This is a genomic window from Thermohalobacter berrensis (assembly GCF_003609645.1).
Lineage (GTDB): Bacteria > Bacillota > Clostridia > Tissierellales > Thermohalobacteraceae > Thermohalobacter > Thermohalobacter berrensis.
This window is the reverse complement of sequence record NZ_MCIB01000011.1, coordinates 18,509-42,068: the sequence shown is the minus strand read 5'-3', so window position 1 is coordinate 42,068 and position 23,560 is coordinate 18,509. Positions and strand designations below refer to the sequence as shown.

29 protein-coding genes and 1 tRNA gene are annotated in these 23,560 nt (G+C 29.0%); 25 read left to right on the top strand and 5 right to left on the bottom strand.

What is annotated here, in order from left to right:
* Positions 1-2: 2 nt before the first annotated feature.
* The 13 genes from BET03_RS06575 (at position 3) to BET03_RS06515 (ending at position 7,755) form a co-directional block, all read left to right on the top strand.
* Positions 3-770: an ABC transporter ATP-binding protein gene (locus BET03_RS06575; protein WP_120168560.1), complete on the top strand. Its 768-nt coding sequence runs from the start codon at positions 3-5 to the stop codon at positions 768-770.
* 192 nt (positions 771-962) lie between these two features.
* Positions 963-1,059: transfer RNA gene (locus tag BET03_RS06570), tRNA-Sec, on the top strand.
* Positions 1,060-1,251: 192 nt separating this feature from the next.
* Positions 1,252-1,641, top strand: coding sequence for an adenine nucleotide alpha hydrolase family protein (locus BET03_RS06565; RefSeq protein WP_120168559.1), 390 nt, complete (start codon positions 1,252-1,254; stop codon positions 1,639-1,641).
* A gap of 63 nt (positions 1,642-1,704) precedes the next feature.
* The gene (locus tag BET03_RS06560) at positions 1,705-2,181 is read left to right on the top strand and encodes a DsrE/DsrF/DrsH-like family protein (protein WP_120168557.1); all 477 of its coding nucleotides are present in this window, start codon (positions 1,705-1,707) and stop codon (positions 2,179-2,181) included.
* Between the two features lie 80 nt (positions 2,182-2,261).
* On the top strand, positions 2,262-2,579 hold the full coding sequence (locus BET03_RS06555; RefSeq protein ID WP_120168555.1) for a YkvA family protein: 318 nt from the start codon (positions 2,262-2,264) through the stop codon (positions 2,577-2,579).
* Between the two features lie 119 nt (positions 2,580-2,698).
* On the top strand, positions 2,699-2,992 hold the full coding sequence (locus BET03_RS06550; RefSeq protein ID WP_120168553.1) for an nSTAND3 domain-containing NTPase: 294 nt from the start codon (positions 2,699-2,701) through the stop codon (positions 2,990-2,992).
* A gap of 203 nt (positions 2,993-3,195) precedes the next feature.
* Positions 3,196-3,420: a VOC family protein gene (locus BET03_RS06545; RefSeq protein WP_120168551.1), complete on the top strand. Its 225-nt coding sequence runs from the start codon at positions 3,196-3,198 to the stop codon at positions 3,418-3,420.
* A 48-nt stretch (positions 3,421-3,468) separates the two neighbouring features.
* Positions 3,469-3,909, top strand: coding sequence for an NUDIX domain-containing protein (locus BET03_RS06540; protein WP_120168549.1), 441 nt, complete (start codon positions 3,469-3,471; stop codon positions 3,907-3,909).
* Positions 3,910-4,094: 185 nt separating this feature from the next.
* Positions 4,095-4,685 (top strand): nitroreductase family protein, encoded by a 591-nt coding sequence (locus BET03_RS06535; RefSeq protein ID WP_120168547.1) that lies wholly within the window; start codon positions 4,095-4,097, stop codon positions 4,683-4,685.
* Positions 4,686-4,739: 54 nt separating this feature from the next.
* Complete coding sequence (locus BET03_RS06530) at positions 4,740-5,318, top strand: 2'-5' RNA ligase family protein (protein ID WP_120168545.1); 579 nt, start codon at positions 4,740-4,742, stop codon at positions 5,316-5,318.
* 85 nt (positions 5,319-5,403) lie between these two features.
* The gene (locus tag BET03_RS06525) at positions 5,404-6,012 is read left to right on the top strand and encodes a lactate utilization protein (RefSeq protein WP_120168543.1); all 609 of its coding nucleotides are present in this window, start codon (positions 5,404-5,406) and stop codon (positions 6,010-6,012) included.
* Positions 6,013-6,134: 122 nt separating this feature from the next.
* Positions 6,135-7,133, top strand: a complete 999-nt coding sequence (locus tag BET03_RS06520; protein WP_243096876.1) for a S66 family peptidase — start codon at positions 6,135-6,137, stop codon at positions 7,131-7,133.
* A gap of 67 nt (positions 7,134-7,200) precedes the next feature.
* Entirely contained in the window at positions 7,201-7,755 is a 555-nt protein-coding gene (locus BET03_RS06515) for a histidine phosphatase family protein (protein WP_120168539.1), read from the top strand.
* A 29-nt stretch (positions 7,756-7,784) separates the two neighbouring features.
* Here BET03_RS06515 and BET03_RS06510 read toward each other — a convergent pair whose 3' ends face one another.
* A complete protein-coding gene (locus tag BET03_RS06510) occupies positions 7,785-8,657 on the bottom strand; it encodes a zinc dependent phospholipase C family protein (protein WP_120168537.1) in 873 nt (290 codons plus the stop codon).
* Positions 8,658-8,941: 284 nt separating this feature from the next.
* Here BET03_RS06510 and BET03_RS06505 point away from each other — a divergent pair, with 284 nt between their 5' ends.
* Positions 8,942-9,241, top strand: a complete 300-nt coding sequence (locus BET03_RS06505; protein ID WP_120168535.1) for a hypothetical protein — start codon at positions 8,942-8,944, stop codon at positions 9,239-9,241.
* Between the two features lie 116 nt (positions 9,242-9,357).
* Here the strand turns inward: BET03_RS06505 and BET03_RS06500 are convergent, their stop codons facing one another.
* Positions 9,358-10,188, bottom strand: coding sequence for an MBL fold metallo-hydrolase (locus BET03_RS06500; RefSeq protein ID WP_120168533.1), 831 nt, complete (start codon positions 10,186-10,188; stop codon positions 9,358-9,360).
* A gap of 211 nt (positions 10,189-10,399) precedes the next feature.
* Between BET03_RS06500 and BET03_RS06495 the strand changes: the two genes are divergently transcribed.
* The 11 genes from BET03_RS06495 (at position 10,400) to BET03_RS06450 (ending at position 20,553) form a co-directional block, all read left to right on the top strand.
* Entirely contained in the window at positions 10,400-11,887 is a 1,488-nt protein-coding gene (locus BET03_RS06495) for a nitrilase-related carbon-nitrogen hydrolase (protein WP_183108757.1), read from the top strand.
* Between the two features lie 133 nt (positions 11,888-12,020).
* Positions 12,021-12,146, top strand: a complete 126-nt coding sequence (locus BET03_RS13945) for a hypothetical protein (RefSeq protein WP_279230359.1) — start codon at positions 12,021-12,023, stop codon at positions 12,144-12,146.
* A gap of 28 nt (positions 12,147-12,174) precedes the next feature.
* On the top strand, positions 12,175-13,737 hold the full coding sequence (locus BET03_RS06490) for a recombinase family protein (protein ID WP_120168529.1): 1,563 nt from the start codon (positions 12,175-12,177) through the stop codon (positions 13,735-13,737).
* Positions 13,738-13,944: 207 nt separating this feature from the next.
* Positions 13,945-14,439, top strand: coding sequence for a nucleotidyltransferase family protein (locus BET03_RS06485; RefSeq protein WP_120168527.1), 495 nt, complete (start codon positions 13,945-13,947; stop codon positions 14,437-14,439).
* A 54-nt stretch (positions 14,440-14,493) separates the two neighbouring features.
* Entirely contained in the window at positions 14,494-15,348 is an 855-nt protein-coding gene (locus BET03_RS06480; protein ID WP_120168525.1) for a DUF6544 family protein, read from the top strand.
* A gap of 22 nt (positions 15,349-15,370) precedes the next feature.
* Positions 15,371-15,931, top strand: a complete 561-nt coding sequence (locus tag BET03_RS06475) for a hypothetical protein (protein ID WP_120168523.1) — start codon at positions 15,371-15,373, stop codon at positions 15,929-15,931.
* Between the two features lie 110 nt (positions 15,932-16,041).
* Positions 16,042-16,596 carry a sugar O-acetyltransferase gene (locus tag BET03_RS06470; protein WP_120168521.1) on the top strand — a complete coding sequence of 185 codons (555 nt, stop codon included), beginning with the start codon at positions 16,042-16,044 and terminating at the stop codon, positions 16,594-16,596.
* 77 nt (positions 16,597-16,673) lie between these two features.
* On the top strand, positions 16,674-17,471 hold the full coding sequence (locus tag BET03_RS06465) for an ATP-binding protein (protein WP_120168519.1): 798 nt from the start codon (positions 16,674-16,676) through the stop codon (positions 17,469-17,471).
* 117 nt (positions 17,472-17,588) lie between these two features.
* On the top strand, positions 17,589-17,852 hold the full coding sequence (locus tag BET03_RS06460) for a hypothetical protein (RefSeq protein ID WP_207666042.1): 264 nt from the start codon (positions 17,589-17,591) through the stop codon (positions 17,850-17,852).
* Positions 17,853-17,857: 5 nt separating this feature from the next.
* Complete coding sequence (locus BET03_RS06455; RefSeq protein ID WP_120168517.1) at positions 17,858-19,327, top strand: sodium:solute symporter family protein; 1,470 nt, start codon at positions 17,858-17,860, stop codon at positions 19,325-19,327.
* Between the two features lie 44 nt (positions 19,328-19,371).
* On the top strand, positions 19,372-20,553 hold the full coding sequence (locus tag BET03_RS06450; RefSeq protein WP_120168515.1) for a M20 metallopeptidase family protein: 1,182 nt from the start codon (positions 19,372-19,374) through the stop codon (positions 20,551-20,553).
* A gap of 47 nt (positions 20,554-20,600) precedes the next feature.
* On the opposite strand, the gene BET03_RS06445 is transcribed toward BET03_RS06450, so the two are convergent.
* The 3 genes from BET03_RS06445 to BET03_RS06435 form a co-directional block, all read right to left on the bottom strand.
* Positions 20,601-21,401, bottom strand: a complete 801-nt coding sequence (locus BET03_RS06445) for an ABC transporter ATP-binding protein (protein WP_120168513.1) — start codon at positions 21,399-21,401, stop codon at positions 20,601-20,603.
* A gap of 19 nt (positions 21,402-21,420) precedes the next feature.
* Positions 21,421-22,353: a FecCD family ABC transporter permease gene (locus BET03_RS06440; RefSeq protein WP_243096879.1), complete on the bottom strand. Its 933-nt coding sequence runs from the start codon at positions 22,351-22,353 to the stop codon at positions 21,421-21,423.
* Positions 22,354-22,456: 103 nt separating this feature from the next.
* Complete coding sequence (locus BET03_RS06435) at positions 22,457-23,467, bottom strand: FecCD family ABC transporter permease (protein WP_120168509.1); 1,011 nt, start codon at positions 23,465-23,467, stop codon at positions 22,457-22,459.
* Positions 23,468-23,560: the final 93 nt, after the last annotated feature.

Genomic DNA, 23,560 nt, shown 5'->3' with positions numbered 1-23,560 from the left:
TTGTGAAGACTATTTTGGAAGCAAAAGATGTATGCAAGGTCTTCGGAAAATCAAGAGAAGATGAAACTATGGTATTAAAAAGAATAAATTTACAAATAGAAGAAGGGGAATTTGTTGCAATAATGGGACAATCAGGTTCTGGCAAATCAACACTTCTCTATAATATCAGCGGAATGGATAGGTTGACTAGTGGGCAGGTTGTATTTGATGGTGAGGATATTTCTGATTTATCTGATGAAGAAATAAGTAAAGTTAGACTTTATAGAATGGGATTCATCTTCCAACATTCACATCTTCTAAAGACTTTATCTATTAGAGAGAATATTATGCTTCCAGGAATTAATGCAGGAAAAAAGTCACGAGTCCAAATATTAAATGATGCCAATAGATTAATGGAAATGGTAGGTATAGAATCGATTGGAGGACATGACATTACCAAGGTTTCAGGTGGACAATTACAACGTGCTGCAATATGTAGAGCACTGATTAATAATCCTGACATAATTTATGGAGATGAGCCTACGGGGGCTTTAAACTCAAGAGCATCACAAGAAGTAATGAATATTTTAAATGATATTAATCAAAATGGAACAACACTTTTGATTGTTACACATGATTCAAAAGTGGCAGCACGAGCAGATAGAGTAATTTATTTGTCTGATGGGAAAATTGAGACAGAACACTTACTTGGTAAATATAATAGAGAAGATGATAGCTTAAAAGAACGGGAAAATAATTTGATCAAATGGTTAAAATTGAGAGGATTCTAAATATAGAAGAGACATTAGACATTAAGTAAATTAGTTAGTAGGAAAGCAGAAATCAAGTTTGGTATTGATAGAAATAACTCTGATAAAATATTTTTTCGCCGTCAAAATGACGGCGAAATATATTTCATCGACCCCTTGACAGAAAATATAAATATGCTATAATGTAGTAGTGCCAACAAGTTCAGAAGATATGGGAGTAGATGAGGGCTGGTGTCCTCTCTGGTCTTCAAAACCAGTACGGGGCGTTAGGAGCGTCCTGGGTGGGTTCGATTCCCACATACTCCCGCCAAAATTATATAGTTAATAAAAATAGACCTATCATATGATAGGTCTATTTTTATTTTGCAAAAATTTAGAAAATATAATCTTCTATTAAAAATGTTTAATTTTTACAGATAAATTGCTATAATTATATATGGAGAAAACATTTTTTCAATATATATAGGTTTTAGCTATTACCTGTATTGAAAGGAGTTTTTGTATGAATTCTGCAAGGGACAACATAATGGTTTGTGTTACTCAACAAAAAACTTGTGAAAGATTAATTATGAACGGATATGAGAGAAAAAAAGATAATAAGGATAAATTGTTTGTTATACATGTAGTAAACGAAAATCAAAATTTCTTAAATAATTCAAGTGATGGTGAGGCTTTAGAATATCTTTTTAAAGTTTCTAAAAAAGTCGGTGCAGATTTAACTGTCATTAGGGCTAAAGATACTATTAAAGCATTAGCAGATTTTGCTATTAAAAATAATATTACTCAAATTGTAATGGGAGCTTCTCCAGACGGTGATAAGTTAAGAGATCATAATATAGCATTAAAACTAAAAAAGAAGCTTCCAATGGTTGATTTTATCATAATTCCATAACTTCAGAATTATAAAACACTCCCATGGGAAAAATATATATAAACTAAAAGGGAGTGTTTTTTTATGGATAAAAGATTAAATTTACTAGTCTTCAGTGGTGAATATGATAAAGCCCTAGCTGCCCTAATTATAGCTAACGGAGCTAAGGAAATGGGAATAGATGTAACTATGTTTTTTGCATTTTGGGGATTATTAGTTTTAAGAGATCCAGAGAAATATAACCCTCATGGAAAATCTTTATTTCAAAAGTTATTTACATTATTTACGCCTAAAGGTACAGAAGGTCTTACTCTATCAAAAATGAATATGGGTTGGGTTGGTCAAATGATGCTAAAAAAAATGATGAGAGAAAAAAATAAACCGATGCTTGTAGATTTCTTAAATGGAGCAAGGAAAAAAGGGGTTAAATTTTATGGCTGTAAATTGTCTCAAGAAGTAATGGGATTTGGCAAAGATGAGTTAATACCAGAAGTAGAAATAATAGAGGTATATGAATACTTAAAGGATGCATTAAATTCAGATGTTCAGTTATTTGTTTAAAATTATATGGAGTACTAGAGTTTTAAATTGAAAATATATATAATATATAATAACTGTATCATTAAAAGGGGAGGAGAATAATGGGGGTATTTAAGAATATACCTTTAGCCTTTAAGTTTTTACTTGATAAGAATGTACCATTAAAAAAGAAAATATGGATTATATTAGCTATATTATATTTCGTTAGTCCTTTAGATATTATAGCAGATCCAGTTTTAGGGTTTGGAATTATTGATGATTTTGTACTAATAGCATATGTATTAAGTAAATTATCAGAAGATTTAAAGCTTTATCATAATAGAGAAAATAAGGAAAATGAAACCCAAAATGAAGAAAATATTAAAAAAGATAAAATAATTGAAGATGTTGAATACAAAATAGTTGATGATGATGAATAATCTTATATCCTCCTTTAACCTATTTAGTGTACAGGCACTAAATGTTAATAAATGGAATAGACTATATAATAGATACAACGAAATGACAATGAATTTCAATTGAAAAAAGGAGGATTCATATGAAAGTTAAAATTAAAAGAATGTTTCCAGGTGGAAATACTTCAAAAGGCTTTTATTCTTATTATGATTATATAATTGAAAAGGATGCAAATAGGATTTTTATAATAAAAGGTGGCCCAGGTGTTGGAAAATCAAGTATGATGAAAAAGATAGCAAAAGAAATGATTGATAGAGGATATAATATAGAATATCATCATTGTTCATCTGATAATAATTCAATAGATGGAGTCGTTATCCCTAAATTAAGGGTAGGACTTATAGATGGTACAGCACCCCATGTAGGGGTCTCATAAACACAAAATCAAAAATAATCATGAAAAGGAGAGTTGGTAATTCAACTCTCTTTTTTAGTGTATATTGGTGTAAATGAAAGGAAATATAAGAAAGATATAGAATATAGTTTTAAGTGGATTTTTTTTGAACATAAATAGAGTGAAGGGCTTTAAAAGTTTTATAACTTAAATAAGTTTATAAATAAAATAGTAGAGGAAATTTAATGAAAGCTCAAATTAGCTTAGTTACTATATGGACAGATAATATTGTTAAAATGAAAGAGTTCTATAATAAGATACTTGGATTTAAAATTAAATTAGATCTTGGAGAATATGTTCAACCAATTCAACCACCTAAAAACATGCCATGGAATCAAAGGACAGCTTTGTTTTCTGATCCTGATGGTAATATTCATGAAATTTTTTATGATTTAAGCTCTGAATGTTAAATTATTCTAAACTTTTAGCCATATTACTTAAAGGAGAGGAGTTATCTAATGAGTTATCCTGAACCTACCGTTGGAGCTGTAATTTTTAATCCTGATAATAAAGTACTTCTTTGTAAATCCCATAAATGGGATAATAAGTATGTAATACCAGGTGGCCATATTGAACTGGGTGAAAAAATGGAAGAAGCTTTAAAAAGAGAAATATTAGAGGAAACAGGATTAGAAGTATATGATATAAAACTAATAAGTTTAAAAGAAAGCATTTATAGCGATACCTTCCACGAGAAAAAACACTTTATATTTATCGACTATATATGTAAGACACATTCATATGAAGTAACATTAAATGAAGAAGCTGAAGAATATACATGGGTAGATTTAACTGAAATTGAAAATTATGAATTAGGGGGATTTACTAAAGACCTTTTATTGGAACTGCGAAATAAAAACAAATCGCTAAATAAAGTAGAAATATTTTATAACTATTAAACTTATAGATATGATATTAACATAATTCTTACTTAATCCTTGAAATGTTTTTGGAAAAATAACTTAAATTATTTTAAAACATATTAAATAAAGTTTATAAGTAATGTTATAAAGGAAAATATTTTATGATTAAGTCATATTTCTACTTCCATGTGAGGGTAAGAAATAGGAAGGAAGGTTATGTAATGTTATTAGATTTGTTAAAGAAAAGATGTAGTGTGCGTAAGTTTTTAGAGAAGGATATTCCTAAAGAAACTATTAATTATATACTTGAGGCAGGTAGATTATCCCCGTCAGGAGGTAATGAACAGCCTTGGAAATTTGGGGTAATAACTGATAAAGGTTTAATTAAGGAAATTTCTAAATTAGCGTACAATCAGAAATGGATAGAAACTGCTAATTTATTAATTGTTTTATGTACTACTATAGTAAGTGATGAACGGGGTGGAAGAGATATACAAATGGCAAGATTTCCAAAGTTAAAAAATAAAATTAAGGAAATGGATAAAGAACTTTATAGTAAATTAAATCAAGAGGAACATCAAACTAAGATACCGGGTACTCATATGGTTTTAGCTGCATTAGAACATGGGATTGGTTCTACATGGATTTCTTACTTTAAAGTAGATGAGCTATCTAAACTATTAAACTTACCTAAGAATTATATTCCCTCAGAAATTATAGCATTTGGTTATCCAGCAAAGGAGATGAAACCAGTTAAAAAAAAGAGTATAGATGAAATTTTGTTCTATAATAAAAAGCTCTTCAAGCAATAGTAAATTTCAGAAAATTAAATGAATTCTACTTATTATTAATGGAGGGATTATTAAGTGAAAGTATGCTTAGCTTTACTTGTAGATTATAAGCTACAAAACTATGCAAGGAAAATTGCATTTGATATTAATAGAAAGTATAATACAGGTTTTATAGCTGCAAGGCTTCCTCAGCATGTTACTTTAGGTCCATTATTTGAGGTGCAGGATATTAAATATGTTGAAGAATACTTTGATTTTCTAGCAAAAAGCTTAAAGCCGCTTGAAATAAAATTTACAAGTATTGACTTAAGAATAATAGGGGATGAAAAAGATGGCCTTGGTGTTTTATGGATGGATATAGAAGAAAATGATAATTTAAGAGAATTACACAATCGAATTTACAAAGATATAGGAGAACGTTCATGGAAAGCAGATGAAATATTTGGTGATGGTATATATCATTTTCACTCTACAATAGCATTAGGGAAACAACCACCTTATGTATATAAAGAAATCTATGATAATATTCAAAATAAACAGATTGACTATACCTGTCTTGTAAAGGAGATAGCCTTATTTTGTCCTTCAGATGACGAAAACAGAATGGGTACTTACATTACCTATAAAAAACTACCTTTAGGAGGAGAGGAATAATATTTATAAAGGATAAGACAGGGAATAAGAATAGAATATATTAGGAAATAAATAGATTAATAAAATAAAAGGGGAGCCTCTTGTTATGTATAATATTGAAATAATAAAAAATTTTAAGTCAAGAAACATTGAAGTCACATTCTTTAAAACATTAGAAGATGTGAAAGACAAGATATTAGATTTAATTCCTATTAATTCTACCGTTGGAATTGGAAATTCAAAAACTTTAAAAGAAATGGATATATCTAGACTTTTATGTGAACGGGGGAATACTGTATTTGATAAGACGTTAGCCAAAAGTAAAAAAGAGAGTAAACATATAAAGAAGAAATCATTATTGACAGACTGGTATATTACGGGGACAAATGCTATTTCAAAAGATGGACATATTGTTAACATAGACCATAGTGGAAATAGAGTTGCAGCAATGATTTATGGCCCAGATAATGTCATTGTCGTAGTAGGTAAAAATAAAATATGTAATACATTACAAGATGCAATAGATAGGGTTAGGAATATTGCAGCTCCATTAAACGCAAAGAGAGCCGGATATAAACCACCATGTTTAGAATTAAATAAATGTGTAGACTGTAAAACTGACCAAAGAGTTTGTTTTAATTTAGTTATAATTGAGGGGCAATATGAAAAAGATAGAATGAAGCTTTTTATAGTAGATGAAGAAATTGGTTTTTAATGGGGGAGGAAATATGCCTTCTATTGAGACCTTTTAAAGAATTTAATTTTGCATATACAACTTTATTTTAGGGAAATGGTTTAACAGGCTAGAAAAATACTACTATTTGAAGGGGGATTATAGTGAGATTAAAAAGATTAAAAAAAGGGGATATTATAGCTTTTTATTCTCCTTCTTACCCAGCTACTTATACTGCTCCAAAGAGATTTCACAGAGCTAAAGAATATCTTAAGGCTAAAGGATTTAAGTTGTTAGAAGGTAAGTTGACTGGAAAATATGACTTTTATAGGTCTGGCAGCATAAAAGAGAGAGCGGAAGAATTGAATGAGTTAATTAGAAACCCTGAAGTAAAATGTATTATGTCAGTTATAGGAGGAACAAACTCCAATTCTATATTACCATATATCGATTATGAAGCATTTAAAAAGAATCCTAAAATTATGATAGGTTATTCAGATGTAACTGCTATTTTGTTAGCTATATACGCTAAAACAGGGGTAAAGACATTTTATGGACCAGCTTTAGTCCCTTCATTTGGAGAGTTTCCACCATTTGTACATGAAACATATAAATATTTTAGTGATATTTTAATAAAAGAACAAAATCTTCCATATGTTTATGAACCACCAAAGTATTGGACAGATGAGTATATAAATTGGGAAGATAAAGAAAGAGAAAAAATTAAAAATAAAAATGAGTGGATAACAGTTAATAAAGGTAAGGTGGCGGGAAGAGTAATCGGTGGAAATTTAAATACTATGACTGGTATTTGGTGTAGTGAATATATGCCTGAAATAAAAAAAGGAGACATATTATTTATAGAGGATACTATGAAAACAGCATCACACATGGAAAAACTATTCTCACTACTTAAAGTGAGTGGTGTATTTGATAAAATAGATGGAATTATCTTAGGAAAACATGAGCTGTTTGATGATGAAAAAACTAACAGAAAGCCTTACGAAATACTACAAGAAGTTCTAGAAGAAAAGGATATACCATTTCTTGCTGAATTTGATTGTTCTCATACCCACCCAATGTTTACATTGCCTATTGGTTCGAAAATTGAATTAGATGCAACTAATAAAAAGGTTAGTATATTAGACAAATGGGTAGAGTAGTACTGTAAAAAGAACTTAAGATCAAATATAAATTTAATTGCCATGAATTTTAAAAGGGGGAAATATAATGAAAACAAATATGTATCTAGTAAGACATGCTGAAGTTAAATATATTCCAGATGATTTAATAAGACCACTATCTGAAAAGGGTAAAAAAGATGTTAAAAAGGTGACAAGTTTCTTTAAGGATAAGCCAATTACTAAAATAGTATCTAGTCCCTATCTAAGAGCTGTTGATACAATAAAAGGTGTAGCATTAGATAAAAACATTCAAATTGAAAAAATATACGATTGTAGAGAAAGGAAAGTAGCTAATAAATTTATAGATGATTTTGATTCTTTTATAAATCAGCAATGGGAAGATTTTGATTTTCACTTAGAAGGTGGTGAATCTTTAAACCAAGTCCAAAAAAGAGGTATTAATGTTATATTTGACCTATTAGAAAGATATGAAAGTGAAAATATAGTAATTGGAAGCCATGGTACTTGGATATCAGTTGTATTAAACTATTTTGATAAGAAGTATAATTTTAGTTTTTGGAAGACACTTAAAATGCCAGATATATTTTTGTTAGTTTTTAATAAAAAGGAATTACAATTAATAAAGAGATTTGAAATATAATACGTTAAAAAACTAGGAGTAAGCTACTTCTAGTTTTTTCTTATAACTTCCCCTCCAAAGGAAATATTTTGAAATGATTCATTAATCTTTTGTATCTCTACTTCATCTGATAGATAGGAATTTAATAATTTGATAAGTTTTACTCCTTCAGAAATCCCTTGCTTAAATAGAGCTTCAAATTCTTCCAATTCTTCACAGGTAAGGAATTCATAATCTACTTCAGTAGGATAAATATATATGGAGATATCTAAAGGTAAAAGAGTATTAAGGATATTTAACAATAATCTTTTTAGGGGATTAGGACTGTAAAATATCTTTAAAACCTTTTTCATATCTTTATAGGAGTCATTGACATAATCGATTGATAAAGAAGGCTTTAATACAGTTAGTATTATTTCTTTATAAAAGTGTTCAATTGATTTTGGAAGGTTTTTTCCCATATCTATTGCTTCAAATGGTGACAATTTATAGGCATTTTTATTCCAATATTTATTTACTAAATATACATCTATTTTAGCTTCAAAAACTTTATGTTGACTACTGTTTTCTGTTCTAACATTTATAAATGGATGGCACCATTTATCTACTACGTAATGAGATATGAAACCACAAAAATAGCTAAATAAAAGGGGAAATTCATCATCTTGTTTCTTTTTTACCAAATAATCAATACTGGTTGAGAAAATAGATTTAGTATGGGATGAATGAAGACTTGTTCCTATATGAGGAGCTCTTTTTGATTTAATCCATGGCCAAAAATCATTATAAAAAAGAAAATCAGGACCTTGACATCCGAAATCAAAAATTTTTCTATTGTTATGTATAATTTGGAGAAAATTTTCATTTTTTAATTCATTTAATATCATATTTCCACCAATCATATGGGTCCAAAAATCGGGCATAATATCCACTCCTAAAAAAATTGTTTATACACATATATTATAGGATATTTTTGTTAATGACAAATAAAATAATTTTTATGTAAATTGCTATTTTATCTACTTAATAAAAAATAAAGGTTTTTAACATTTAGGTAGAAATATTAAATATATTTATCTCGGAAGAGAAGTGATAAAAAACACATTAACTAATATAATAATTATATTTTAGGGTATTAATAGAATAGTTATATAATAAATTAAAGGATTATTTTAAATTATACATAAATAAAAGGAGTTGGTTATCTGTGAAATACCAAATAAAAAATATTTCAGGACATCAAACAAGTAAAGTTATAGCTACAATAACTGCTATAATTTCTTCAGTATTTGCTTTAATTGGTTTGTTTATCTCTTTACTTGTTTCCTTTGCGTTACCGGGTGATTTTCCTGTTGGTAGTCTTATAATGTTTATTTTTATACCTTTGATTTATTTTGCCATAGGATATTTAGTTATAAGAATTTTTACTTTTTTATATAACAGGATTGCATCACGTATGGGTGGTATAGAGTTTGAATTATCGGAGGATGATATTAAGGATATATAAGATAAGAGAATAAATTAGTCCTAGAATAGATTTATAAATTTTTTATTTATCTATTCTAGGACTTTGGTTTATAAAAATTTATTTAATAATTAATAAGAAGATTAAATATATCAAATTTACTTGTTTATAAAGCGTCCTTGTTTTGGAATAGCTATCTGGTCAAAATTATTTACTAGATTTTCTAATTGATTTCGCAGTTCTTCTCCCTGCATAGGAAGTCCATGACTAGAAATTACTAAAGATGGATTTAAGTCTTTAATAGTTTCAACTGAAGTCTTTGCTGCCTGCCAATCAGTAGTAAAATATGCCGGAGGACCATTTAATTCCTTTTCTTGGGTAAGGACAGATTCAGCTGATTCTTGTTCAACTGTGGTAATTGCATCACCTGATATGAGTATACGGTCAGAATCTTTAAAAAGAGAAATATGCCCTGGTGTATGGCCAGGAGTGTGTATCCATCGCCATCCGGGCATTCCTGGGACACTACCATCATTAGGCAATGGGTGTATACGACCTCCTAAATCTATGCTTTTATTTGGGAAGGTTGGGGATATTTTTGCTATTAACCCTTCATCTACAGAAGGGTCTGCTGGAGGATAATCCTGTTGTCCTGTTAAATAGGGTATTTCTAACTCATGGGCATAGATAGGAGAAGTCCATTGTGAAACTAACTCGGCAATAGACCCAACATGGTCAAAATGTCCGTGGGTGAGGATAATTGATGTAGGCTGACTGCCTTTACCAAAGCGATTTTCTACAGCTTGAAGTATATCCTTTGCTGTATGTGCCATTCCTGCTCCAACAAGTGCCCATTCACCGTTTTCAGCACTTGGGTCACCAACTAAAAAAGCGTTAACAAAAGGGAATTGTAATAGTAATATATCGTGTGTAACCTCTTGCGTTACCATAGGCTTTTCAGTTATTTTCTGAAGTAAATTATCGTCCATTATAAATATAAACCTCCAATCATTTTATTATTGGTAACATATTTAAAATAATTCACATATTATTATGTTTAAAGTTAAACTAAATTATTAGTTAAGAAACTTAATAAATTGCAAAGTCAAAGACTGTGTTAGGCTTTTGGGTATTAAAGGTATAGTGAAATAATTATTAAAAATTAATAAAAAAGTTTAATTTTTTATGAGGTGTACATTTATGAAAAATAATAAAAATCTGATTAATCTATGGCTTTGTCTAGGGGGATTACTACTTATATTTTTTAATGGAAAGTGGATTATCTCAAGTGTAGCATGGATTTGTTGGGTATTTATAGTTCGATATTATAGAAAAGAAAAAGGCTATAAAGGAGTCTTATTACCTTTACTTTTTATTATATTTTCTCTTTTTATTTCCCATAGAGGTTTTGTTCCTATTGCTGGAATTTTAAAATATATTGTTTTAGTAGGTCTAGGAGTTAGTATATATATTCCCTTTTTAATTGATAGATACTTATACCATAGAGTCCATGGTTTTAAGGCAACGTTTATTCTTCCTCTATCTGGAGTTAGTTTTAAGTTTTTGTTGTTATTTTTTAATCCCTTTGGAACTTGGGATTATTTTGCTTATACTCAGATTAACAATCAACCTCTAATGCAATTAGTATCAGTTACAGGTATTTGGGGAATTAGTTTCTTACTATATTGGTTTTATTCTTTTGTTAACTGGATATGGGAAAATGAATTTAATATAAAAAGAGTAAAGAATGAAGTTATTATTTTTATTTCAATATTTACAATAATAATTTTAAGTGGTGAAATGAGAATTTCACTTTTCCCACCAGAATCAAAAACAGTGAAGGTAGCCTCTATAAGTGTTTCTACTGAAGAACTTATTAATGATAATAATATTAGAAATTTTTTTTTAGGACGAAAAATTAATTTAAAAAATAAAAAGCTTATTAAAGAGAAATTTAATGATATTAATAATAAATTAGTAAGGCTTACAGAAAGGGAAGCAAATACAGGAGCAAAAATTATTTTTTGGCATGAAGGAAATGGAGTTATATTTAAAGAAGATGAAGAGAGATTTATTAAGAAGATAGGTAAAATTGCTCAAAGCAATAATTCATATATAATGGCTTCTCTATTAGTATTTACACCAGATAAAATAAAGTTTGAAAATAAAGTTGTGTTATTAGATGATGATGGTAATAAAGCTTTTACTTATCTAAAATCTAAGCCAGTTCCTGGTGAAGCTAGTCAAAAAGGAAAGGGTGAGCTAAAAGCAGTAGATACTCCTTATGGTAAAATAGGTAGTACTATCTGTTTTGATATGGATTTTCCTTCTTTAATTAGGCAAGCGGGTAAAAAAGATATTGATATAATGCTAATTCCTGCATCAGATTGGAAAGAAATTGATCCAATTCATACACAAATGTCAGTTTTTAGAGCTGTTGAAAATGGATTTAATCTTGTTAGACAGACTAATAGAGGTTTATCATTAGCTACTGATTATCAAGGAAATGTTATATCAGCAATGAGTTTTTATAGTACTGAGGACAAAGTATTAATATCTCATGTTCCAGTTAAAGGTGTCAGAACTATTTATTCTAAAATAGGTAATTTGTTTCCTTGGATATGTGTAATAATGTTTATTTTACTTACAATTTTAGCATTAAAAAGTAATAAGGAAGGTATTAAATAGAAATATATGTATTGCATATCAGAGGATAAAAGAACCTCTGATTTTTTTATAGCTATAAAAAAAGTTTAAAAACTATTAACTTATATACATAGGACAAAATATGATTTTCATATGAATTACCAGGGGGATTAGTTTGTCTAAGGAGACTAAAATCAAAGTTGAGGAGGTTTTTATAAATGAAAAGGAACATGAAAGGATAAAAAAGTTAGAAAAAATTATAATATCAATAATAAAAAAAAATGAAAAAATTATTATTTAAGGCCTTATTAAAAAGGGGATAGTCATATATGGATACTGTTGCTATATACTGTAGACTTAGTGATGAAGATAAAGATAAAAATAGGAAACTTGATGAAAGTGAAAGTATTAAAAATCAGAAAATTTTACTTACAAGATATGCTATTGAAAAGGGATGGAGTATTTATAAAATATACAGTGATGATGACTATTCAGGGTTAGATATAAATAGGCCAAGTTTTAATAGGATGATACAAGATGCTAAAGAGGGAAAGTTTAATATAGTATTATGTAAGCACCAATCAAGGTTTTCTAGAGATATTGAAATTGTAGAAAGATATTTACATAGGAAATTTCCCGAATGGGGTATTAGATTTGTTAGCTTAACGGACCATGTAGATACCTTAGATGATACTAATAAAAAGTCAAGACAAATTAATAGTCTAGTAAATGAGTGGTATTGTGAAGATATTAGTAAATCAGTTAGAGCTACATTTAAAGTAAAACGAGAAGAGGGAAAGTTTATAGGTTCATTTGCACCCTATGGATATAAAAAAGACCCAAAGGATAAGAACAGGCTTATTATTGATGAAGATGCTGCAAGGGTTATTAAAAAGATATTTAATTGGTATTTAGAGGGATATGGTACCCAGCATATTGCTTATAAGTTAAATAAAATGGATATTCCAAATCCTACAAAGTATAAGCAAAACAAAGGGCTTAAATATAAGAATTCATCTCAAACTGATTCATATGGATTATGGAATAAAACAACTATTAGAAGAATACTTAGGAATGAGGTCTACATAGGTAATATGGTTCAAGGTAAAAGGGAAAAGGTTAATTATAAATCTAAAAAAGTTAATTCAAAAAAAAGGAAAGATTGGATAGTAGTTAAAAATACCCATGAACCTATTATTAAACCAGAGACTTTTAAATTAGTTCAAAGAAGGTTAAATGAAAAAATTAGAAGTACAGTCAAAGGTAAACCACATATATTTGCTGGTAAAGTAAGATGTATGGATTGTAAAAGTACTATGTATAAAGTAAAAACTGATAAATATGAATATCTCAGGTGCAAGTTATATGCTAGAGATCCCAGAAAAAGACTTTGTACTAGCCATAGTATTAGATTAGATAGGTTAGAGGATGTAGTAATAAAAAAAATTAAGGAGCAATTTAAAAAGGTTAATGATGACAATTTAGTCCATAGTTTGTATAATCAAATTCAATTTAATAAAGAAGTTCAATTAATACAAAAAGAAATTAATAATATAGATAAACAGATAAAAGAAAAGGATTATTTAATCCAAAATCTTTATATTGATAAAGTGAATGGTATTATTAGTGATGAACTTTTTTTAAGTTTAAATAATAAATTCAAATATGAAAAAGAGAATTTATTAAAAAATAAAGAAACAAAACTAAAGGAAATTAAAAATATTAAGGAATATTTTGAAGACTTAGAAAAGTGGAGAGAGATTGTACTAAAATATAAAAAAGTTAATAAATTAACCTATAATATGGTAAATCAACTGATTAATTATATAGAAGTAGGAGAAAAGGATAAAGATAAAAGAGAGCAAAAAGTAAAGATTTACTGGAGATTTTAATAATTAATATATAACTATTTAAAGTGAGTAGGTTATAAGTAAATAAGATCAATATAAAAGGATAATTAAGGTAAAATATAGAATAATTATATATTATAGGAAATTATCTTTATGCTTTTTATTTTAAAGAGTTTGTCCTATTCCTATCTTATATCAAATAGACTAAATCTTTATTTAAAGTTGTTTTATATAAAAGGGGGAGCAAAATTGAAAGGAGAAATTATAAAAATAAATGAAGAGATAAAGGATAGATTACCTAAAACATATGAAATCCTCAAAAACTCAAATTTGACAGTTCATCCTTATGTATATAAGGTTATTTTAACAGGCTCAAGGGGGTTAAGAGGAAATTATAGAGATAATTCAGATATAGACCTATCACTTTTAGTTGATATTAATAACATCAAGCCTAACGAAAATGAAGAAGATATTCTAAAAGATGTTATAAATATTACTATTTCAAATTGGAAGGGGAAAGTTGAATTAGATACAGCAGCAGTCTTTGATATAAACGGATGTAATTTGAAATGTTTTAACTACGAAATATTTGATGAAAAAAATATCTGTGGTGATGGAATTGACTGTATAGGTCTTTATAAAACTCAAAAAGGTTTTTCTGGTTATGTTCCAAAGATAGGTATTGATATAAAGCGTGTTTACCCAATGATAACAGTTTGGGAAAGAAGTGATAAATATAGCTGATAAATTAAAAATAGTAAAGAGATATTTAATTAACTTAAGGGAAGGTAGTGAAAAATGAAAATTATTGTGTGGATTTTAAATATATTGATATTTATAGTAATTGTAGGTTTTGTAATAGTCAGTATTGGTAAAATGATGTTTAATAATAAAGTAAAGAGTGAAATTAGACAGTTATTTGCTAAGGTTTATGATAAAGAAACTAAAATTATTACAGAAAAAGACTTGAAAGGATTACCTGAATCTGTTCAAAGGTGGTTAAAAAACTCAAATGTAGTTGGAAAAGAAAGAATTAGAACAGTTCGCTTAAAACAAAAAGGTATAATGAGGCTTAAAAAGGAACAACCTTGGATTAAATATAGGGTGGAGCAGTATTATAGGGTAGATGAACCTAGCTTTATTTGGAAAGCTAAAGTAAAAATGAATCCATTATTATATTTCAATGGAAGAGACATATATTACAAAGGTAAAGGAAATATGCTTATTAAACTCCTTTCATTAATTCCTGTTGTAAACGCTAAAGGTAAAGAAATAGACCAAGGTACATTATTACGATACCTTGGTGAAATAGTTTGGTTTCCAACAGCAGCTTTAAGTGATTATATAAAATGGGAAGAGGTCGATTCAAACTCTGCTAAGGCCACTATGAGTTATGGAGAAATAACAGCTTCAGGAATATTTACATTTAATGATAAAGGTGATGTTATAAGTTTTACAGCTAAAAGATATATGGAAACAAATGGTCAATTTAAATTAGAAACATGGACAATTCCGTTGGATGAGTATAAAAAATTTAATGGAATAAGAATTCCTTACAAAGGTAGAGTTGTGTGGCTATTAGATTCTGGAGATTTTGAATGGTATTATTTCGAAATTACAGATATTGAATATAATAAACCAAAGATTTATTAAATCTTTTAAAAGGGGAGTTTAAATGAAAAAACTGATAATTATAATTATGTCTTTAAGTATTATTGGTTTAACTGGATGCTACCAATCTAATAATATTAATAAAGAGAGTAGTAAAGCATATAAAATATTATCAGAGGAAATGGAAAAATATAAAGAAGAAAATAAAGTAAAAGAAATATCAACATATTATTATAAAGACCATTCAGCACTAATGTTCCGGAAAGAAAACAAGCTAGGAATTGCCCAGTTTTTTATTAATGATAAATATAAAGTTTTTAAAAAAGATGTGCAAACAATACTGATTAATAATGAAGATTTATTATATTTTAATTTCAGCAATAAAACAGGTAGTTATATAGCTGTTTTTATAACAGACCCTATTCTTCAGAAAAAAACTGAAGATATATATGTTGAATTTGAAAAAAGTGATGATAAATTAAAAGCTATTCAAGAAAGTATTGTAAATAAAAAAGGAATAGTTATTAAATATAGTGATGGTGAAAAATTAAGAAAGATAAATAGCATAAGTTTAATGAAAGATGGAAAAGTAATCTATTCAAAGAGAATAAATAAAAAAATTTAAGAGGTAGGTCAAGGGACTGTTAAGTGTCCCTTGATTTATATTATATGTAGAAATTGTCTTGTAAAAATAAATTTATGTAAAATACTATTTTTATAGGGGGAAGGTTAAATATGACTGAAAAAGAAAAAATGCTTGCTGGAAAGTTATATAATCCAGCTGATGAAGAGCTAACTAAGGATAGAGAAAGGGCAAAAAAATTATGCAAAAAGTTTAATGATTTAGAACCAGATGAATATGAAGAACGTGTATCTTTATTAAAGGAGCTCTTTCAAACAGAAAAAGAATGTAATATAGAACCTAATTTCTATTGTGATTATGGATATAACATAAAATTTGGAGATAATTTTTATGCAAATCATAACTGTGTAATATTAGATGTAAATAAAGTTACAATTGGTAACAATGTAATGTTTGGTCCTAATGTACAAGTTTATACAGCAACACATCCAATTAACCCTCAAGAAAGAAATTCAGGAAAAGAGATGGGATATCCAATAAAGATTGGAAATAATGTTTGGATAGGTGGGGGAGCGATTATTTGTCCAGGAGTAACTATAGGTGATAATGTTGTAATTGGGGCTGGTAGTGTTGTAACTAAGGATATTCCAGATAATGTTGTAGTAGCTGGTAATCCTGCTAAAGTCATAAAAAAAATACTTCTTTAGTCTAATGGGGTCTAGGAGTCTCTTCTTAGCCTTATATAACTTTAGGTTTTTGTGTTTACAGAACCCCTACCCATATTGTGGACCCTAAAAATCCAGGTGCTGTTGATGAAATTATACATCTTGGAGATTATTGGGATGTAGAAAAAATGGAAGAAAACAAAGAAAAAATTTTAAAGACAAATGCTGAAGTTGGAAAGCTTTTTAAAAGAGCGTATAAATACTTAAGGGCAGCTAGACCGATATTAGAAGATATAATTGAAAAAAATAGTGAGGCTATGGATTTTGGAAAAGTAAATCTAGAAACTGAAAATCTAGCAAATGAAATATTTAAGGATAAACCAGTAAGTAAAAAAGAAGGAAAGGATAGACATTTATTCGGTAGTGCTTATACTCCTAATGGTTGGATTGAACATACTGATACATTACTTTCAGATTTAAATAAAATTTACTACATTAAGGGTGATTTTGGAGCAGGTAAAACTACTTTATTAGAGAAAATATATATGGATGCTATTAAAAGGGGATTAAATGTAGAGGTTTATCATACACCTTTAATACCTGAAAAGATAGAAACTGTAGTAATAGAAGAAATAGGCGTAGGTCTTACTATAAGTAAAATGTTTAAAGATAATAATTATAAAACTGTAAATTTAGATAAATATATAGATAAAAAAGTATTAGAAAAATACGAAAATGATATTAATGAAGATAAGGAAATATTCGAAGAATTAATTAATTTAGCAATATCAAATCTTTCTAGAGCAAAGAAAACCCATGACTTATTAGAGGAATATTTTATACCTAATATGAATTTTGGTGAAATTGAAAAACTAAAAGATAGAATTATTAAGAGAATATTAAAATATGAAAAGTAATGTAGAAGTCGAGAATGCTTGTTCTCGACTTTTTTTATGTAAAAAAGGAATTTTTCAATACTTACAAACATATATAATTTAAAAAAGTTATAAAAAATTCATAAAGGGGGTGTTATTTTGATGAAATCAAACGAAAAAGTAAAGAAAGGATTAGTGTTTTTTAGACAAGATATGGATGAAAAGACTAAAAAAAGGAGTATTTTTTGGTTTTTTTATTTTCTAATATGTGCTTTAGCAACAATTTGGCCTATATACCTTATTGCTAATAGAATTAAACCTTTTGTGTTAGGAATGCCTTTTAGTATGTTTTGGGTAGCCCTTTGGATAGTTATTATTTTTATTGGTACATTAACTAAATATAATCAAGAATACAGGAGGTGATTAGCTTGAGTAGTGGAATTATTGTTTTGCTTGTAGTATTAATTTATCTTGGAATCGTAATGTTTATGGGTATTCGCGCAGGGTTAAACAAGGAAAAGAGTGTTGAGGAATTTGTTGCTGCTGGAAGAAGTTTAAATGTATTTACAATGTATTTTTTAATGGGAGGAGCAATCTTTAGCGCCTTTGCATTTTTAGGTGGTCCTGGTTGGGCATATTCAAAAGGAGCTGCATCTTTTTACATTTTAGGCTATTGTGCTATGGGCTTAATACCTTGGTTATTATGGGGTCCTAAAGCCTATAGAATGGGAAGAAGATATAATTATGTAACTCAAGCTCAACTAGTGTCTGATAGATTCCAATCAAAAGGTTTATCAGCATTAATGGCAATAATTAGTATCCTTGCTTTCATTCAATATATAGCACTTCAAATTAAAGGTATGGCATATGTACTAAATGTAACAACAGATGGGTTAATTCCATTTTGGTTAGGAGCTTTATTAGCATATGGAGTAGTACTTATTTATGTATTTTCTAGTGGAGTTAGAGGAGTTGCATGGACTAATGTTCTTCAAGGGTTGCTTATGCTTGTAATGGCTTGGGTATTAGGTTTATGGCTTCCAAATAAATTTCACGGTGGAGTAGGTGCAATGTTTAACAAAATAGCCCAAATGGACCCAGAACATTTAGTTGTAGGGACTAAAATGTCTTGGCCAGCCTTTTCTTCAGCTTTAATTGTTTCAATATTAGGATTTACTATGTGGCCTCACCTTTTTATGAAATCATTTACTACTAATTCTGAAAAAACTTTAAAAAGAACCGTAGCACTGTATCCAACATTTGCAATATTTATGGTTCCAGTATTGTTTATTGGATTCTCTGGTATAGGTGTTGTACCTAAAGGAACTTTAGATGCTGCGGATCAAATATTACCATATATGTTGACAAAACTAAATTTACCAGCAGGTGTTTTGGGTTTAGTGGCAGCTGCAACACTGGCTGCAGCAATGTCTTCCTCTGATACTATAACCCATGGTGCAGCTTCAGTATATACATTTGACTTTCATAAGAAAGTGATTAATCCTAATATGGATGATAGAAAGTCATTAATTGTAACTAGAATTGCAGTTGTTATATTTTGCAGTGTAGCTTATTATATAGCTGTTTTTGGAGCAAAGTCATTAGTAGCTCTTTTACTTGGTGCTTATGGCTCGATAGTTCAATTCTTCCCAATAATGTTTGCTGTATTCTTCTGGCCTAGAGCTACAAAACAAGGGGCTATACTAGGTTTACTTACAGGTACGATTATTAATTTTTACTTAACAATATCTGGTTTTTCTATTTATGATATACATTCAGGAATTTGGGGATTACTAGGAAATACCTTTGTATTAATAATTGTAAGTCTTCTAACTAAACCTCAAGATAAAGAACATGTATATAAGTTTGTTGAAGAATCACAAATACCAGTTGATTAAAATCAAATAGAAGATATGAACTATCTAGTAAAGAGGTGTTTAAAGTGAAAAAAATTATAAAAGAAAAGATAAATAAATATAATAAAGAGTTTATAAACCTTAGAAGATACTTTCATCAATATCCTGAGATAGGTTATAAGGAGCATAAGACCTCTAAAAAAATAGCAGAACTACTTTACAAATGGGGATTAGAAGTAAAAAAAGGAGTAGCAGATACAGGAGTTGTAGGTTTATTAAAGGGAAAAAAATCAGGAAAAACAATTGCAGTAAGGGCAGATATTGATGCTTTACCTATAGAGGAAAAAACTAATCTTGAATTTGCTTCTAAAAATAAAGGAGTTATGCATGCCTGTGGTCATGATGGACACATAACAATTGGTTTATGGACTGCTAAGGTTCTCTCGGAATTAAAAGATAAAATAGAAGGGAACATTAAGTTTATTTTTCAGCCAGCAGAGGAAGGACCTGGAGGAGCAGAAAGAATGATTAAAGAAGGAGTACTAGAAAAGCCAAAGGTAGACGCTATTATTGGACTCCATATATGGCCAGAAATAAAATCTGGTTATGTTGGTATTAGTAAAGGACCTATTATGGCAGCAGCCGATAGGTTTGATATAAAGGTTATTGGGTCAGGGGGACATGGAGCTGTTCCACATATGTCAGTAGACCCAATAGTGGTAGGTTCAAAAATAGTTTCTGCTCTGCAGACATTGGTAAGTAGAGAAACAGACCCGCTTGACTGCTTAGTTATATCAAACTGTGTGTTTAAGTCAGGAGATGTATTTAATGTGATACCAAATGAAGCAAACTTATCTGGTACTGTAAGAACATTTAACCCTGAAATTAGAAAATCAATTCCCAAAAGAATCGGAGAAATAGTAGAGGGAATTACTAGGGCAATGAGATGTAAATATGAATACAAATATAATTTTTACTATCCTCCAACAATTAATAATAAAAAATTTACAACTTTCTTTGAAGAAGTTGCTAAAGATACAATTGGACATGATAAAGTTTTTGAACTAGAAAGACCTTCAATGGGTGGAGAAGACTTCAGTTACTATTTAAAAAAGATACCAGGCACTTTCTTTTTCCTTGGAACTAAAAATGAAGAAAAGGGAATTAATAAACCAATACACCATCCTGAATATACTTTTGATGAAGATATATTACAAAAGGGTACTGAACTTTTTGTTAACACTGTAATTAAATATTTAAATAATTAAAAATAACAAAACGTCCCTGCCATTTCTAGGGACGTTTTGTTAAAAATTTAAGCTATATTTAAATCTTTTCCTTTACTATAAGGAACACACATAGGAGTACCGTATAAAGGATCCTCTACTATTTTACACTTTATACCAAAAACTGTTTTAATTGTTTGTTCATTAATAATTTCTTCAGGTTTTCCTTGAGCATATATTTTTTTATTATGAACAATAATTATATTATCAGCATATCTACAAGCTAGATTTAAGTCATGGAGAACCATGATAATTGTATATTTTTTCTTTTTATTTAGTTCATAAAGCAAGTCCAATATCTCAATTTGATATGTCAAATCTAGATAAGTTGTAGGTTCATCTAAAAGAATAGTTTCAGTATTTTGCGCTAAAACCATTGCAATCCAAGCTCTTTGTCTTTGACCGCCAGATAGAGAATCTACTGGTCTGTCTATTAAATCCTCCATTCTTGTAGCTTTTAAAGCCTTCCTTACTACAATTTCATCCTTTTCAGACCAATTTTGTAACCATTTTTGATGTGGATAACGTCCTTGTTTAACTAATTGAAGCACTGTCAACCCTTCAGGTGTTATCGGATTTTGAGGTAGAATTGAGAGTTTTTTGGCAACTTCCTTTGTGGGTATTTTATTAATGTCATGACCATTTAATATTATTGATCCTTCTTTAGGTTTTAATAATCTGGCTAAAGAACGAAGCAAGGTAGATTTACCACAACCGTTTCCACCTATAATAACTGTAATTTTTTCTTTAGGAATCTTAAGATTGAGTTTATTAATAACAGTTTTATCAGTATATGATAAAGTTAAATTTTTAGTTTCAAGACTTACCATTAATCTCATCTCCTTAAAACTATTTTCTGCTTTTGCTATACAATAAGTAAATGAAAAAAGGTCCTCCAATTGCTGAAGTAAATATGCCAGCTGGGATGTCTAAAGGTAAAAAAGCTGTTCTGGCTACAGTATCTGCTATTAATAGTATTAATCCCCCAATAAAAGCCGATGTTGGTATTAAACTTTCATAAGATGTACCTACTAATCTTCTACTAATATGTGGACCTATTAATCCTATAAAACTAATTTTACCTCCAATAGATACGGCAGAACCAGCTAAAGCTATACTTATAAATAGCAAAATAAATCTGTGCAATTGAACTTTGTTACCTAATCCTATTGCCACTTCATCTCCTAAAGACTGTAAGTTAATATGCTTTGAGTATAGTAGAGACAAAGCTGTAAAAAATAATGTCCAAGGTAAGAGTAAAGAAAAATCATCCCAATTTGTACCATAAATACTGCCTGTTAACCAAATATAAGCTTGACTGGCTGAGTAAATAGGACTAAGTATAATAAGGACTGTTGTAATTGCATGCATAGCGGCAGAAACTCCAACGCCTATTAAAATTAATCGTATGGGTTTAACTCCATTTTTCCATGAAAATAAGCAAACTAGAGTAGTTACAGTTAAAGCGCCTATTATAGAAAATAAAGGGAGATATTTTATACTCAAAACCCCAGAAAAGAAAGTAATAAAAATTACTGATCCCAGAGAAGCGCCACCAGTAATACCTACAATATTGGGTGCAGCTAATGGATTTCTAGATATACCTTGTAGAATAGTACCGGAAACGGCTAGTGATGCTCCAATGAGAAAAGCAGTAAAAATTCTTGGAAGTCTCAAATACTTAATAATAAAACTTTCACTACTTTTTATATCTTGGAATAGTATTTTTAATAGATTAATTATATTTAGTTTTGTACTTCCCAATAGAGTACTTAATAACATTAAATAAATTGAAATTAGAATTAATATTAATATTCTAATAATATTCCTTTTATATGTTAAAAAGGAGACAGGAAATATTTTGCTTCTAAATGAGATGTATTTTTTATTCATTTTTAAGCCCCTTTCTAGCAATAAAAATAAAAAATGGAGTACCTATTATAGCAGTCATAGCTCCAACGGGTACCTCCATAGGAGCAATAATATATCTTGAGATAATATCAGCTAATAATAACAATATAGAGCCTAGAAAAGCTGAATATAATAGGTTCCAACGATAATCAAATCCTACAAAAAAACGTGCTATATGTGGAACAATAATACCAATAAAACCTATGGGACCGGAAATTGCTACTGAACTACCAGCTAGAAGGATTACAACAATTAAAGTACTAATCTTAACTGCAAAAACATTTAAGCCTAAACCCTTTGCCATATTTTCTCCTAGACTAAGGATGTTTAAAGGTTTAGATAAAATAAAAGCTAAAATAATACCTATTAATGTATATGGGAGAATTGAAGCTAACATTTCTAGATTGCGACCTTGAACTGACCCCGTCAGCCAGAATAAAACTTCATCTAATTCTTTTTCATTTAGAGCCAAAATAGATTGGGTAAAGGAAGAAAATAAAGCAGTTATTGCAGCACCTGATAAAACAATTTTTAAAGATGATAAATCCTCATTACCTATCGTACTGATTAAATAAACAGATAAACTGCCTATACCAGCACCTATGAATGCGATCCAAATATATTGAGATAATGAAGAAACCGATAAGAAAGCGCTGGAAAATACTACCGCAAAAGCTGCACCTGCATTAATACCTAAAATACTTGGTGAAGACAAAGGATTTCTAGTAATTGCTTGAATAAGAACCCCTGATATAGCTAGGGAAGCACCAACTACTGTTGCGATAAGGGCTCTTGGTACTCTTAAATTCTTAATAATTATGTGTTCATTAGAGCCGTTAAAATTAGTGTATGCATCAATAAGGGTATGCCAAGATGTATCTGTAATACCTAGAATAATGCTAGAAAAAATACATCCAATTAATATAAAAAAAATTAAAAACAAACCATAAGTTCTATGTGCTTTTTTAGTTAAAATAAAGTTCATTGCAAAACCTCCTGATATGATACATAATATCTAAATCCTAATAAAAAAGTATATATAATTGAAAAGTATTTGTCAATAAAAATGAAAATCATT